This window comes from Pseudomonas sp. HMSC057H01, assembly GCF_001836405.1.
Lineage (GTDB): Bacteria > Pseudomonadota > Gammaproteobacteria > Pseudomonadales > Pseudomonadaceae > Pseudomonas > Pseudomonas aeruginosa.
The window spans coordinates 60,106-74,515 of the sequence record NZ_KV828387.1 but is presented as its reverse complement, the minus strand read 5'-3'; the positions used below and the strand labels follow the sequence as shown (position 1 = coordinate 74,515).

The 14,410-nt window shown below is 66.6% G+C and carries 13 protein-coding genes; 4 read left to right on the top strand and 9 right to left on the bottom strand.

All coding sequences use genetic code 11. From position 1 onward, the window contains the following. The first annotated feature begins 121 nt into the window (after window positions 1-121). Together HMPREF2581_RS03460 and HMPREF2581_RS03455 are read left to right on the top strand one after the other, a co-directional pair. Complete coding sequence (locus HMPREF2581_RS03460; protein ID WP_003141989.1) at window positions 122-1,840, top strand: thiamine pyrophosphate-dependent enzyme; 1,719 nt, start codon at window positions 122-124, stop codon at window positions 1,838-1,840. Window positions 1,841-2,003: 163 nt separating this feature from the next. After that, on the top strand, window positions 2,004-2,576 hold the full coding sequence (locus HMPREF2581_RS03455; protein WP_003096508.1) for a xanthine phosphoribosyltransferase: 573 nt from the start codon (window positions 2,004-2,006) through the stop codon (window positions 2,574-2,576). A 7-nt stretch (window positions 2,577-2,583) separates the two neighbouring features. On the opposite strand, the gene HMPREF2581_RS03450 is transcribed toward HMPREF2581_RS03455, so the two are convergent. The 9 genes from HMPREF2581_RS03450 to HMPREF2581_RS03410 all read right to left on the bottom strand — a co-directional run bounded on the left by HMPREF2581_RS03450 (window position 2,584) and on the right by HMPREF2581_RS03410 (window position 12,264). Continuing rightward, window positions 2,584-4,443 (bottom strand): acetyl-CoA hydrolase/transferase C-terminal domain-containing protein, encoded by a 1,860-nt coding sequence (locus tag HMPREF2581_RS03450; RefSeq protein ID WP_003141992.1) that lies wholly within the window; start codon window positions 4,441-4,443, stop codon window positions 2,584-2,586. A 209-nt stretch (window positions 4,444-4,652) separates the two neighbouring features. Beyond that, window positions 4,653-5,081 carry a c-type cytochrome gene (locus HMPREF2581_RS03445; protein ID WP_003096511.1) on the bottom strand — a complete coding sequence of 143 codons (429 nt, stop codon included), beginning with the start codon at window positions 5,079-5,081 and terminating at the stop codon, window positions 4,653-4,655. Between the two features lie 203 nt (window positions 5,082-5,284). Continuing rightward, window positions 5,285-5,833 carry a cupin domain-containing protein gene (locus HMPREF2581_RS03440; protein ID WP_003096513.1) on the bottom strand — a complete coding sequence of 183 codons (549 nt, stop codon included), beginning with the start codon at window positions 5,831-5,833 and terminating at the stop codon, window positions 5,285-5,287. Between the two features lie 150 nt (window positions 5,834-5,983). Beyond that, a complete protein-coding gene (gene alr / locus HMPREF2581_RS03435; RefSeq protein WP_003096515.1) occupies window positions 5,984-7,057 on the bottom strand; it encodes an alanine racemase in 1,074 nt (357 codons plus the stop codon). Window positions 7,058-7,147: 90 nt separating this feature from the next. After that, a complete protein-coding gene (locus tag HMPREF2581_RS03430) occupies window positions 7,148-7,501 on the bottom strand; it encodes a RidA family protein (protein WP_003098273.1) in 354 nt (117 codons plus the stop codon). After that, window positions 7,476-8,774, bottom strand: coding sequence for a D-amino acid dehydrogenase (dadA, locus tag HMPREF2581_RS03425; protein WP_003098274.1), 1,299 nt, complete (start codon window positions 8,772-8,774; stop codon window positions 7,476-7,478). Before dadA ends, HMPREF2581_RS03430 begins: the two co-directional genes overlap by 26 nt. A gap of 356 nt (window positions 8,775-9,130) precedes the next feature. After that, a complete protein-coding gene (locus HMPREF2581_RS03420) occupies window positions 9,131-9,475 on the bottom strand; it encodes a YdbL family probable chaperone protein (RefSeq protein WP_003096521.1) in 345 nt (114 codons plus the stop codon). Window positions 9,476-9,487: 12 nt separating this feature from the next. Then, window positions 9,488-9,679: a YnbE family lipoprotein gene (locus HMPREF2581_RS03415; RefSeq protein ID WP_003096523.1), complete on the bottom strand. Its 192-nt coding sequence runs from the start codon at window positions 9,677-9,679 to the stop codon at window positions 9,488-9,490. A gap of 20 nt (window positions 9,680-9,699) precedes the next feature. After that, on the bottom strand, window positions 9,700-12,264 hold the full coding sequence (locus HMPREF2581_RS03410) for an intermembrane phospholipid transport YdbH family protein (protein ID WP_003141996.1): 2,565 nt from the start codon (window positions 12,262-12,264) through the stop codon (window positions 9,700-9,702). A 153-nt stretch (window positions 12,265-12,417) separates the two neighbouring features. Here HMPREF2581_RS03410 and dadR point away from each other — a divergent pair, with 153 nt between their 5' ends. Then, complete coding sequence (dadR, locus tag HMPREF2581_RS03405; protein WP_003096535.1) at window positions 12,418-12,906, top strand: transcriptional regulator DadR; 489 nt, start codon at window positions 12,418-12,420, stop codon at window positions 12,904-12,906. Between the two features lie 177 nt (window positions 12,907-13,083). Then, window positions 13,084-14,403: an NAD(P)/FAD-dependent oxidoreductase gene (locus HMPREF2581_RS03400; protein ID WP_003141998.1), complete on the top strand. Its 1,320-nt coding sequence runs from the start codon at window positions 13,084-13,086 to the stop codon at window positions 14,401-14,403. Window positions 14,404-14,410: the final 7 nt, after the last annotated feature.

The window sequence follows — 14,410 nt, the reverse complement described above, 5'->3', positions numbered from 1 at the left end:
TCGACTGTCTCGATTTTCACAAAAGTGTCTTGCCCGATGCCTAGCCTCGGGCGAGGAACTTTTGCCGCTCCACGCGCGACCAAAATTAGCTAGCTAACGAATTCCATTCGAGGACAGCTTCATGTCGAGCAAGAAAGTCGCCGAGATCGTCGTGGAAACCCTGGAAGCCGCCGGCGTCCGCCATTGCTATGGCATCGTCGGCGACACCCTCAACCATGTCACCGACGCCATCCATCGCAGCCAGATCCAGTGGGTCCACGTGCGCCACGAAGAGGCGGCGGCCTTCGCCGCGGGCGCCGAGTCCTACATCAGCGGACGCCTGACCGCCTGCGCCGGCTCCTGCGGACCGGGCAGCCTGCACTTCATCAACGGCGTCTACGAGGCCCAGCGCAACCGCGCGCCGATGGTGCTGATCGCCAGCCAGATCGTCACCCCGCAACTGGGCATGGAGTTTCCCCAGGAGGTCGACTTCAAGGCGGTCTACGCCAGTTGCTCGGTGTTCTGCGAGCAGGTGCACAGCCCGGAACAGGCGCGCCGGGTGCTGGCCCTGGCCTGCCAGGCGGCGCTCAACCGGCGCGGCGTGGCGGTGGTGATCCTGCCGGCCGACATCAGCCAGGCCACGGTGAAGGACGACCTGCCGTTCTCGGTGCATTTCCCGCAACCGGTGCTGCGCCCCAGCGACGCCGAACTGCAGGATATCGCCCGCCTGCTGGCCCACGGCAAGAAGATCGGCATCTACGCCGGCTCCGGCTGCCAGGGCGCCCACGACCTGCTGGTGGCCCTCGCCGACCGCCTCAAGGCGCCCATCGCGCACACGTCGCGGGCCAAGGACTTCGTCGAGTACGACAACCCCTTCAACATGGGCATGACCGGTATGCTCGGGATCGAGTCCGGCTTCCACATGATGACCGAGTGCGACACCCTCCTGCTGCTCGGCGCCGACTTCGCCTGGGCGCAGTTCTATCCGCAGAAGGCCACCCTGATCCAGGTCGACCGCGACGGCAGCCACCTGGGTCGCCGCCACCCCGTCGATCTCGGCGTGGTCGGCGACGTGATCCCCACCCTCGAGGCGCTCCTGCCGCTGCTCGAAGTCCGCGAGGAACGCAGCTTCCTCGACGAATGCCTGAAGCACCGCGAGCGCTCGCTGCGGACGCTGGAAAAAGAGGAGCAAGCCGGCAAGGGCGAGCTGATCCACCCCCAGCACCTGGTCAGCCTGCTCGACCAGCACGCCAGCGAGGACGCCCTGTTCACCGCCGACGGCGGCTCGGCGATGGTCTGGCTGTTGCGTCACATCCACAGCAACGGCAAGCGCCGCACCCTCACCAGCCTGGTCCACGGCACCATGGCCAACGCCATGCCCCAGGCGCTGGGACTGAAGAAGGCCTACCCCGAGCGCCAGGTGATCTCGATCTCCGGCGACGGCGGCCTGGCCATGCTGCTCGGCGACCTGCTGACGGCCATCCAGGAAAAACTGCCGATCAAGGTAGTGGTGCTGAACAATGCCTCGCTGAACTTCGTCGAGCTGGAACAGAAGGTCGAGGGCCTGCTGGACAACTACACCGACCTGCTCAACCCGGACTTCGCCCGGCTCGCCGAGGTGATCGGCTTCCACGGACGCAAGGTGACGCGCTCCGAGGATCTCGAGGCGGCGGTGCAGGAGTTCCTCGCCCAGCCCGGTCCGGCGCTGCTGGACGTGCATACCAACCCTGCGGAGCTGGTGATGCCGCCGAAGATCGAGTTCGGCCAGGTCGCCGACACCGCCCTCTACGCCGCCAAGGCCGTGCTCAGCGGGCGCTTCAAGGACGTCGAGACGCTACTGGTGAACAACCTGCTGAAATGAGCCGGCAGCGGCGCGGCCCGCCTGCCACGGGGCCGCGCCGGGCAGGCGCGGATTCCTGACCGCTCGATCATGTTCGCTCGTCCGAGAGAACGTCGCGCGCGGCGCCGGCTGGCGGTACAATGCCGCGCTTCATCAGCGACAGCCGCTTCGCAGGAAGCCACCCGTGGACATTCTCAAAGACAAAATCCGCTCGGAAGGCATCGTCCTTTCCGAGCACGTACTCAAGGTCGACGCCTTTCTCAACCACCAGATCGACCCGCAGCTGATGCAGCAGGTCGGTCACGCGTTCGCCATGCGCTTCCGCGACCAGGGCATCACCAAGATCGTCACCATCGAGGCTTCCGGCATCGCCCCGGCGGTCATGGCCGGCCTGGAGCTGGGCGTCCCGGTGATCTTCGCCCGCAAGTACCAGTCGCTGACCCTGAAGGACAACCTGTACATCTCCAAGGTGTTCTCCTTCACCAAGCAGACCGAGAGCACCATCGCCATCTCGGCCAAGCACCTGAACGCCCACGACCACGTGCTGGTGATCGACGACTTCCTCGCCAACGGCCATGCCGCCAAGGCGCTGATCGACCTGATCGGCCAGGCCGGCGCGAGCATCGCCGGGCTCGGCATCGTCATCGAGAAATCCTTCCAGGATGGCCGCGCCCTGCTGGAAAGCGAAGGCTACCGGGTCGAGTCCCTGGCCCGGGTGAAATCGCTGGCCGGCGGTCAGGTCGAGTTCCTCGACTGAGCGCCACTCAGCCCCGCTCTTCCTGGCTGGCCCGCAGGCCGGCCAGCAGCAAGCGCTGGTAGAGTTCCTCGCGAAGCCCCTGCGGATCGTCCAGGTCCATGCGCCGCAGATGCGCCGGGTAGGCTTCTGGCTCCGGCGCGTCCAGGGTCGCCTTGCCCAGTTCGAGAATCTCGCTCAGCTTCAGCTTGCGCTTGAGCCAACCCAGCGCCCGCAGCAGGTCCTGCTCGACCTCGTCGAAATCGCTGCCCAGGGGAAACTCCGGCAGCGCCGCTGCGTGGGCCTGGTGCAAGGCCTGCAGGCGCTCCGGGGTATTGTTGCGATAGCGTTCGGGCAGGACGAAATCCTTCGGCAGCTTGCCGGCCGACTGGGCCTGCTCGGCCAGCGCCTGCTGGAAACGCGAGTCGGCGATGGCCAGCAGCGCGGCGATCACTTCCGCGTCGTTCTTGCCGCGCAGGTCGGCGATCCCATACTCGGTCACCACCATGTCACGCAAGTGCCGGGGAATGGTGGTGTGGGCGTACTGCCAGACGATGTTCGAACTGACTTCCCCGCCGGATTCGCGCCAGCTACGCAGCATCAGGATCGAACGTGCGCCCTCCAGCTCGTGGGCCTGGGCGACGAAGTTGTACTGCCCGCCGACGCCACTGAGCACCCGGCCGTCCTCCAGCTGGTCGGCGACCCCGGCGCCGAGCAGGGTCACGGTGAAGGCGCTGTTGATGAAGCGCGCGTCGCGCCGCTGCAGGCGCTTCAGCTCTTCCTGGCGGTACAGGTTGTTGACGAAGCCGATGCCGGTCATGCCGATCCCGGCGCGCTCTTCCAGCGACATCTCGCGCAGGCGCCGGTAGAACGCCAACGGACCGAGGAAGAAGCCGCCGTGCAGCCACACCCCGCCCTCCTCCGGCGCCTCGCCGCGCTCGGCAGCACGCTGTCGCGCTTCGTCGGGGTAGACCCGGCGGCTCAGCACGCCGGCCTCGGCCAGCGCCAGCAGACCCGGCACGAACATCTCGCTGCAACCGTAGAGCCCCCGGCGGAACGGCTCCAGGCCACCATCGCGCTCGACCGTCTCGGCCCAGCGCGCACGCACCCCCAGCTCGTCGATCAACGCCCGGTAGGTGGCGTTGTCGCGCTGGCGCAGCAGCAAGGCGGCGGTCAGCGCGTCGCCCATCGAGCCGATGCCGATCTGCAGGGTGCCGCCGTCGCGCACCAGCGCGCTGGCGTGGAGACCGATGCAGTGATCCTGCAGGTTGACCGGCATGTTCGGCGTGGAGAACAGCCGGCTGCTTTCCGCCGGCGCGTCGATCAGCAGGTCGAATACCGACTCCTCGACCTCGGCGTCACCCGGCAGGTAGGGCAGGTCATCGTGGACCACGCCGATGGCGACGATGGTCTCGCCAGCGGCGCGACGCTTCTCCAGCATCGGCAGGAGGTCCAGGGTGATATCCGGGTTGCAGGCCAGGCTCAGCTTGCCCGGCCGCTCGGGATGCCGCGCCACCAGCTGGGCCACCGCGTTGACGCCCTTGGCATTGATGTCGCGGGCGACGTGGCTGTAGTTGCAACTGATGTAGTGCTGCTGCGCCGGCGCGCTGTCCAGCAGGCTGCCGGGCTGCAGGTAGAACTCCTCGACGCGGATGTTCGCCGGCAGTTCGTCGCGGCGCAGGGCGTGCAGGTAATCCAGCTCCGGGTAGTCGGCGAAGACCCGTTCGGCGAAAGGCTCGAGGAAACGCCGTTGCAGGTCGCCGCCAGCGGCGGGACGCCCCAGGGAAAGCGCGGTATACAGCGTCAGTTGGCGCTCCGGCAGGGTCCGCAGGCGCTGGTACAACGCATTGACCAGTCGGTTGGGCTTGCCCAGCCCGAGGGGCAGGCCCATGCGGATCGGGCCCTCGATGGTCTGCAGCAAGTGATCGACTGCGGCGTCGATGGAACAGGTTCGGCTCAAGACGATGCCCTCCGGCGAATGGGTAGCCGGAAGTTTGGACCCTGTTTGCCGGCGGGACGATCCGCCAGCGGAAAAAACCCGCACCGCGGATACGAAAAAGCCGCCAGGAGGCGGCTTTTCGCGACACGGTTCCGGCGTTGTTACAGGCCGGACATATGCTTGATCGCGGCTTTCAGCTCGTCGTCCGAGCAATCGGCGCAGGTGCCTTTCGGCGGCATGGCGTTGATACCGGAAATCGCCTTGGCCAGCAGGCCATCGAGGCCGCCCTGCTCCTTGGCGCGCTTGCCCCACTCGGCCTTGTCGCCAACCTTCGGCGCGCCCAGCAGGCCAGTGCCGTGGCAGGTGTTGCAGGTCTTGCCGACGATGTCTTCGCCGGAACGCGCACCGCCGCCACCGGCGGCTGCCGCGACGGCGCCGACGCCTTCGCATTCCTTGCCTTGTACGCAGACCTTGCCTACCGGCTCGAGGCGCTTGGCGATCGCATCGTCAGTGGTCGTAGCCTGAGCGCTTACAGCCCACAGGGCCAACACGGCAGCTTGGGCCGCCAGCATTTTTTTAATCAGGTTCACCCTTACACCCTCATCGTGGCTTATCACACCCGGGCACGATACCGATCACTGCGGGCCGCGCGGGCGGGCGCAAGTATAACGGCAAAGAAAGCCCGGCAGAAACAATTGCACACCCTCGCAAAGCCTTGCGGCATTAGGTCGCAGCCCCGCATGCCCCTTGTCGGCCGGCGCCCTTCGGGCCCGGCGGGGTCTTGTGCTTCAGGTCAGAAATTTGCGGGCGTGGTGGCGCTGATCAAGCGTGCCGGCACATCGTAGGGATTGCGAAAACGGTGCGGCTTGTTGCTCTCGAAATAGTAGCTGTCGCCGCGCTCGAGCACATAGGTCTCGCTGCCAACGGTCAGTTCCAGGCGCCCGTCGACCAGCACCCCGGCCTCCTCGCCTTCGTGGTTGAGCATTTCCTCGCCGGTGTCGGAGCCCGGCGGGTAGGTTTCGTCGAGGAAGGCGATCGCCCGGCTCGGGTGCGCCTTGCCCACCAGGCGCATGGACACCGCGCCGCTGGAAATGTCGATCAGTTCGTCTGCCTTGTAGACAACCTGGGTATGGCTGTCCTGCTCCAGGTCCAGGGAGAAGAACTCCACCAGGGACATGGGGATACCGCCCAGCACCTTCTTCAGCGAACTGATGGAAGGGCTCACGCTGTTTTTCTCGATCATCGAGATAGTGCTGTTGGTGACACCCGCCCGTTTGGCGAGTTCGCGCTGGGAAAGACCTTTGAGCTTTCGGATGGTTTGCAGACGAGCACCGACGTCCAAGGGTGGAGTCCTCCTTATTCTTCTGGCAGGCAAGGCAAAACGAGGCCGCACACGGCTGGCGACCCCAAGTCGGCGGTATCATGGCAACACTGTTCAGTATTTACAACAGATCGGTCGACATGCCTGCGCAAAGAATTCGGAAAGTTTTTCTCAAGCCCCGGAATAGACGCGCGGCACCCTTTTCAGGTTGCACAGCAGTTGGTAGGGAATGCTGCCGAACTGCGCCGCCAGGGCGCCGACCGGCACGTTCGGGCCCCATAGTTCGACCCGGCTGCCCAGCCCGGCCTGGGGATGGTCGGTAAGGTCGACGGTGAGCATGTCCATCGATACCCGGCCAACCAGGCGCCCCGGCTTGCCGTCGATGAACACCAGGGTGCCGTCGGCGGCGTGCCGCGGGTAGCCATCGGCGTAGCCCATGGCGACCACGCCGATGCGCTGGCTACGCTCGGTGCTGTAGCGCGCGCCGTAGCCAACCGGTTCGCCGGCCGGCAGGTCGCGGACGCTGATCACCTTCGATTCCAGGGTCATCACCGGGCGCAAGCGGTCGGCCAGCGGATGTGCGCGCTCGAACGGCGTGGCTCCGTAGAGCAGGATGCCCGGACGTACCCAATCGCTGGGCACCTTCGGCCAGCCGAGCACGGCTGGCGAATTGCGCAGGCTGATCTCGCCTTCCAGGCCCTGGCTCGCGGCCGCGAAGGCGGCGAGCTGTTCCTCGGTGCGCGGGCAATCCAGTTCGTCGGCGCGGGAGAAGTGACTCATCATCACGATCTTCGCCACCTTGCCGCTGGCCCGCAGGCGCTCGTGGGCGGCGCGGAAGTCCTCGGGGAAGAAGCCGACGCGGTGCATGCCCGAATCCATCTTCAGCCAGACGTTCAGCGGGCGGGCCAGGCTGGCGCGTTCGATCGCCTCCAATTGCCAGGCGCAATGCACCACGCACCAGAAGTCGTGGGCGACGATCAGCTCCAGCTCGGACGCCTCGAAGAAGCCCTCCAGCAGCAGGATCGGCTGGCGGATACCGGCCTCGCGCAGCTCCAGGCCCTCCTCGATGCAGGCCACGGCGAAGCCATCGGCCTCGGCCGCCAGCGCTTCGGCACAGCGCACCGCGCCGTGGCCGTATGCGTCCGCTTTAATCACCGCGAGCGCACGGGCGCCGGTGGCCTCGCGGGCCAGCCGATAGTTGTGACGAAGGGCTTGCAGGTCGATCAGGGCACGGGCGGGGCGCATGGCGACGGGTCTCTCTTCAGCGAGGTGCGGCATCGCGCACCTTTCATCAGGCGAAAAAAAGCCCGGCTCTCCGGCCGGGCCAGACAAAACTCAGGGCAGCGCAGCGACCACCGACATCTCTACCAGGATCTCCGGCTCGCAGAGCTTGGCTTCGACGGTGGCGCGCGCCGGCGCGACGCCGCGCGGCAGCCACTGGTCCCAGACGCGGTTCATGCCTTCGAAGTCGGCGTCGATGTCCTTCAGGTAGATGGTCACCGAGAGGATCCGGGTCTTGTCGGTGCCGGCCTCTTCCAGCAGACGCTCGATGGCCGCCAGGGTCTCGCGGGTCTGCTGCTCGACGCCCGCGGACATGTCCTCGCCCACCTGGCCCGCCAGGTAGACGGTGCCGTTGTGGACGACGATCTGGCTCATACGCTCGTTAGTGTGCTGGCGCTGGATGGGCATTCTTGGCGTTCTCCGGGGAATTGCTGTAGCGGGAAATATCCAGGCCTTCGGTGCTGATCTGCGGGCGCTTCTTCGCCATCAGGTCGGCCAGGTAGCGACCCGACCCGCAGGCCATGGTCCAACCCAGGGTGCCGTGGCCGGTATTGAGGAACAGGTTGCGGTAGCGGGTGGCGCCGACGATCGGGGTGCCATCCGGGGTCGCCGGGCGCAGGCCGGTCCAGAAGGTCGCCTGGCTGATGTCGCCGCCCTCGGGATAGAGGTCGGTGGTGATCATTTCCAGGGTCTCGCGGCGGCGCGGGTTCAGCGACAGGTCGAAGCCGGCGATTTCCGCCATGCCGCCGACGCGGATGCGCTGGTCGAAGCGGGTGATCGCCACCTTGTAGGTCTCGTCGAGGATGGTCGAGGTCGGCGCCATCTCCGGGTTGGTGATCGGCACGGTCAGCGAGTAGCCCTTCAGCGGATAGACCGGAGCCTTGATACCCAGCGGCTTGAGCAGTTGCGGCGAGTAGCTGCCCAGGGCCAGCACGTAGTGGTCGGCGGTGAGCAATTCGCCGTTGACCAGCACACCGTTGATGCGGTCGCCGGCGAAGTCCAGGCGTTCGATGTTCTGGCCGAAGCGGAACTCCACGCCCAGGCCCTTGGCCATTTCCGCCAGGCGGGTGGTGAACAGCTGGCAGTCGCCAGTCTGGTCGTTGGGCAGGCGCAGGGCGCCGACCAGCTTGTCGGCGACCTTGGCCAGGGCCGGCTCGACGCGGGCGATGCCGTCGCGGTCGAGAACCTCGTAGGGCACGCCGGAGCGCTCGAGCACGGCGATGTCCTTGCCGGCGGCGTCCAGCTGCGCCTGGGTGCGGAACAGTTGGGTGGTGCCGAGGGTGCGGCCCTCGTAGGCGATGCCGGTCTCGGCGCGCAGTTCGTCGAGGCAATCGCGGCTGTACTCGGACAGGCGGACCATGCGCTCCTTGTTCACCGCGTAGCGCTCGGCGGTGCAGTTGCGCAGCATCTGCAGCATCCAGGCGTACTGGCTGGGATCGGAGGTGAGCTTGATGGCCAGCGGCGCGTGCTTTTCCAGCAGCCACTTCATGGCCTTCAGAGGAATGCCCGGGGCAGCCCAGGGCGAAGCGTAGCCGGGAGACACCTGGCCGGCGTTGGCGAAGCTGGTTTCCAGCGCGGGACCGTCCTGACGGTCGACCACCACCACCTCGAACCCGGCACGGGCCAGGTAATACGCACTGGCGGTACCGATGACACCGCTGCCAAGGACCAGAACTCGCATTGTCGCCTCCCACGTCGCGGAGGAACCGCGGACGTTTGTTATTTTGAGCGTGTAGATGCGCGCAGTATAGGAAGAGGCAGGCAGAAATAATCACCAATTTTAGGCGGTTACTCAGGTAAAAAACCGGACAAGTAGGGGTTTTACCGAGGCGCATCCACCATAAAACTGGAAAAATACCGCATATTTAAATGATCGAACTCAGGCCGGGAGCCGCTTTTTCGGGAAAGCCTGTCGCAGAACCCATGGAAAACGGCAGGAGTCCCTGAAGGAACCGCTCACGACAGGAAAAATTCCGCGGACACTGCCCGGCCCTTGCGACCGGAGCAGCGTCCCAGAGCGCTCGCGGAGCCTTCGCGCTATTTCTTCACCCACTTGCCGCCGACCTGGACGTACTGCCCGGCAGGGGTTTTCTCCATCGCCTTCTTGCCGGCCATGGCCTCCACGTCGGCCAGCGAAGCGCCGCTGCTGTTGGCCACCTTCTGGTATTCGGCGCGGCGCGCGGCATTGATCTGCGCGGCGATGTCCGCCGCCTGGCCGCTGTTGCTGACCACGCCAAGGTAACCGTCCGCCTGCTCGCCGACCAGGCCCTGGGCCTTGGCGCCGCCAAGGGCCGACATGGCCTGGCCGAGGTCCATCGCCATGGCGGAAAGGCTGATGCCGAGGGCCAGCAGGGCGATACCGAGTTTGCTACGGGTTGTCATGGATCCGCTCCTTTAGAACAGGCCGCTGTTCTCGTTGATGATGCCGTCCAGAGCCTTGTCGACCTTGATGTAGATCTCGTGCTCGATTTTCACGTTGAGATTGATGTTGATCGGCTCGCTGGGAGCCGCCAGTTGCACGGTGGGCGTGCAGGCCATCGTCAGGCTGCCCAGCAGCAGGACAGCGAATAGAGCGCAGAGGCGCATCGGGGGTTCTCCTGTATGGCTCATGGCGCCGAAGCCTTGCGTTTCTGCATGCGCTCCTGCACACGTTGGCGAATGGTTTCGCTGACCCGGTCGCTCAGTTGCAGGCTGGTCAGCAGTGCCGGGATATCCTCCTCCAGGTTGACGTTGAGGTTGACCGGGCGCCCCTTCTCCAGGTCCGGGTTGCTGCCCTGCAAGCGCAGGCCGAGCAACAGCTTGCCGTTCTCATGATAATCGACGCTGCTTTGCAGGACGTCGTAGTGGAAATCGTCGAGGGCATCGGCGACCAGCTTCATCCCCGGGTTACTGCGCCCCAGCGCCTCGATTTTCGCCGAGCGGAAGCGCAGGTAGCCGGGCTCGCGGGCCTTGACCTGGCCGCCGGAGACGCTGGGCTTCCAGCGGTTCAGCATCAGCGGCAGCTCGCCGTCCAGGGTGCCTTCGCCGGCCAGGCCCTCCGCCGGATAGACCCGGAAAATCTCGCCAAGTTGTATGCCCTGGATACGCAAGGCGAACTTCTGCTCGGCCTGACCCAGGCGGATGCTCCCCGCGGGGACCGAGGCCTGCCCGCCGAACAGGCCGCTCTGCAACGTCTGCCAGCTCAGGCGGCCGCTGCCCGGCGCGGAAAGCGGGGCCTCGTAGCGCCCGCGGAAACTCACCGGCCCCAGCGGCAGGCCGGGATTGGCCTCGGCCAGGCTCAGGCCGGGGCTGTCCAGGCTCAACTGACCGCCGCGCAGGCGCAAGGCCAGGCTGCCGCCCAGCCCCTTCAGCTCGCTGCGGTCGTAGATACCGTCGAGGCCTTTCAGGGTCAGGTCCAGGTCGAGGGACGAGCCACCCGCCGCGTCGAGCTTCCAGCCGGCCGCGGCGGTCGCGCGCCCATTGCCCAGTTCGAGCAGCCCCGGCCAGTCGGCGAGGGTCGCGGCCAGCGGATTGCCGGTACGGAAGAACACCTCGGCCAGCTTGGCGGAGAGTGCCAGGGGCGTCTTCGCATCGCGCTGCAGCTGGATGTCCGCCGCCAGCCCCGCACCGTTGCTCAGCCGTCCCTTCAGGCTGGTGCGCTCGAGGGTGGTGTCGAGCGGCCCCTCGAAGGTCCAGGCCAACGGCTTGAGGTTGGCCTGGCGGAGTTGTCCGACCTGCGCCTGCAGCGGCCCGGCGAAATGCAGCGCCAGCGGCTGGTAGGCTAGTTCGAGAGCGGTCCCGGCGAGATTGAGGCGGGGCTGGCCAAGGTGCAGCGTCGACGGCTCGGCCAGGGACGCCGCCTGCAACCGCGCGCCCCTGCCGAAGGAGAGGTTGGCGCGCTGCCCGTCCAGCCGGCCCTCCAGGGGAATCTCCGCGACCAGTCGCTCGGCTTTCCAGCCCAGGTATTGCAGGCGCGGCGCGTCCACCTGCAAGCGCCCCTCCACCAGCCTGGCGGCCCACGGCGAGATGCCCAGCAGGTCGAGCCGCGTCTCCAGCTTCAGCGTACTTGCGCCCTCGCTGGTGAACGCCAGGCGCAACGCGGTGACGCTATCGGCATCGCGCTCCAGCGGCTCGCTGCGCAAGCCCAGCGCGCTCGGCCGCAACTCGGCCGGCAGCGCCTGCAACCACTCGCCGTGCAACTGGCTCAGGCGCAAGTCGCTGCGCAGCTGGCGTGGCAACCAGGCGCCCTCGTCTCCATCCAGTTGGACTTGCAGTTCGCCCTGTACATTACCCAGACCGGGCAGCGGCCAGGCTTGCGGAGCCTGCACCAGCAGCGCCGCCGAGCCACCGCCGTCGAGCACCCGGCGCGGCTCCAGCCAGTCGCGGCCAGGCGCCAGGCGGATCGTCCAGTCCGCTTGCAGACGCAGGGCTTGCGGTGCGTCGGGCAGGCGCTGGGCTTCCGGCAACCAGCGATTGAGCCAGACCACCAGGCCACGGGTGTCCGGCAGGCCGGGCGCCTCCAGGCGCCCCTGCCAGAGGCCGTCGCCATCGGACGGCGCGAGCTGGCTGTCCAGCGTCAGCAGCGCCTGCCGGTCGAGTTGCGCGCGCGCCCGCAGGCGCCAACCGGTAGGCTCCTCGAAGAGCTGGGCGTCGAGCTGGGCCTGCTGCGCCTCTTGTTGCAGGCGCAGTTGCGCAGCCAGCGGAAACAGCGCTCCCGACGGGCGGCCGATGTCCAGCCCGCCGTCCTGCTCGCAGCGGCCGGCGGGACAAGGCAGGTCGAGATGGAAGCGTTCGAGGTGGATCTGTTCCGGCAGCCAGGCGAGGGTCTCGCGTAGGGACGTCCAGTCCAGCGCAGCGGAGTCGTCGGAACTCGCGGCAGCCGGTTGCCAGGCGAGCGCCACTTGCTCCACGCGCAGGCCGGGTAGACGCGGACGCCAACCCGACAGCCCGGGCCAGCGCAGCAGCGCGTGTTCCACGTCCAGTCGCAGGCTGGCGCCATCCGCGCCGCGCCGCTCCAGCGCCAGCCGTCGCAGCCCGATGCCTTCGGCGGACAGGCCCAGGCCTTGCCACTCCAGGCGCTCGACACCCTGCTCGCGCAACAGGCTGCGCCAGGCATGCCAGCCGTAGCCGAATGCCAGCAGCAACAGCACTGCAAATACCAGCAGCAACGTCGTCCTTCTGCGCAAACGCATGTCCTACCTCTGTCCGTTGCCGACCCGGCCAAGGGTGGCGGGGCCCTCGTGCAAGATCAAGGCGTTTTCCCTGGCCAGTGTTTTTCCCTGCTTTCGACGTTATATTGGCGGAAAATTTCCGGATTTTCCGAGCCAGACGGGGAGCCTCCATCCATGCGTACCCAGCATCAGAGCAAGCGCGAGCTGGACAAGATCGACCGCAACATCCTCCGCATCCTGCAGGAGGAAGGTCGCATTTCCTTCACCGAGCTGGGCGAACGCGTCGGCCTCTCGACCACACCCTGCACCGAACGCGTGCGCCGCCTGGAGCGCGAAGGCCTGATCATGGGCTATCACGCCCGGCTCAATCCGCAGCATCTGAAGGCCAGCCTGCTGGTGTTCGTCGAGATCAGCCTGGACTACAAGTCCGGCGATACCTTCGAAGAGTTTCGCCGGGCGGTGCTCAAGCTGCCCCATGTGCTGGAATGCCACCTGGTGTCCGGCCACTTCGACTACCTGGTGAAGGCTCGCATCTCGGAAATGGCGTCCTACCGCAAGCTGCTCGGCGACATCCTGCTGAAACTGCCGCACGTACGCGAGTCGAAGAGCTATATCGTCATGGAAGAGGTCAAGGAGTCGCTCGACCTACCGGTTCCGGATTGACCCATGACGCGCTCCGGGAGTCCGCCAGGACTCCCGGCATAGACGGGAAACACCGTCTTTTCTGTACACGATCCCCGCAACACCTCGCAGTTTTTTCCTTTTTCGCCCTTGGCGAGCGCCTCGACTGACGTTTATGCTCCGTCAAATTTTCCACACATAATAATCAGGATTTCACACATGAACGCCCGCGTTCACCAGCCGGTGCATACCGCCCAACACGCCCCCTCCTACTACGCCGCCACGCTCAACCGACGCATCGAGTGCCCTCCCCTGGCCGGCGAAGAACAGGCCGACGTGTGCGTCGTCGGCGGCGGCTTCTCGGGAGTGAACACGGCGTTGGAACTGGCCCAGCGCGGCTTCTCCGTGGTCCTGCTGGAAGCGCACCGGATCGGCTGGGGCGCCAGTGGGCGCAATGGCGGCCAGTTGATCCGCGGCGTCGGCCATGACGTCGAGCAGTTCCTCCCGGTGATCGGCGCCGACGGCGTGAAGGCACTCAAGCTGATGGGCCTGGAGGCGGTGGAGATCGTCCGTCGCCGGGTCGAGCAATACGCCATCGACTGCGATCTGCGCTGGGGCTACTGCGACCTGGCGAACAAGCCCGGCGACTACCAGGGCTTCCGCGAGGACATGGAGGAACTCCAGGCCCTCGGCTATCGCCACGAGATGCGCCTGGTGCCGGCCGCGGAGATGCGCAGCGTGGTCGGCTCCGATCGCTACGTCGGCGGCCTGGTGGACATGGGCTCCGGCCACCTGCACCCGCTCAACCTGGTCCTCGGCGAAGCCGCCGCTGCCCAGTCGCTGGGCGTCCGCCTGTTCGAGCGCTCGCCGGTGACGCGCATCGACTACGGCACGGAAGTCCAGGTGCATACCGCCGCCGGCAAGGTGCGGGCGAAGACCCTGGTGCTGGGCTGCAACGCCTACATGAACGACCTCAACCCGCTGCTCGGCGGCAAGGTACTGCCGGCCGGCAGCTACGTGATCGCCACCGAACCGCTGGACGAGCAACTGGCCCGCCAACTGCTGCCGCAGAACATGGCAGTGTGCGACCAGCGCGTGGCCCTCGACTACTACCGGCTCTCCGCCGACAACCGCCTGCTGTTCGGTGGCGCCTGCCATTATTCCGGCCGCGACCCCAGCGACATCGCCGCCTACATGCGGCCGAAGATGCTGGAGGTATTCCCGCAACTGGCGAACGTCCGCATCGACTACCAATGGGGCGGCATGATCGGCATCGGTGCCAATCGCCTGCCACAGATCGGCCGCCTGCCGGGGCAGCCCAACGTGTACTTCGCCCAGGCCTATTCCGGACACGGGGTGAACGCCACGCACCTCGCCGGGCAGTTGCTCGCCGAAGCCATCGGCGGCCAGCAGAGCGACGGCTTCGACCTGTTCGCCAAGGTGCCGCACATCACCTTCCCCGGCGGCAAGCTGCTGCGCTCGCCACTGCTGGCGCTGGGCATGGCCTGGTACCGGCTGAAGGAAAAACTCGGTAGCTGAGCCCATC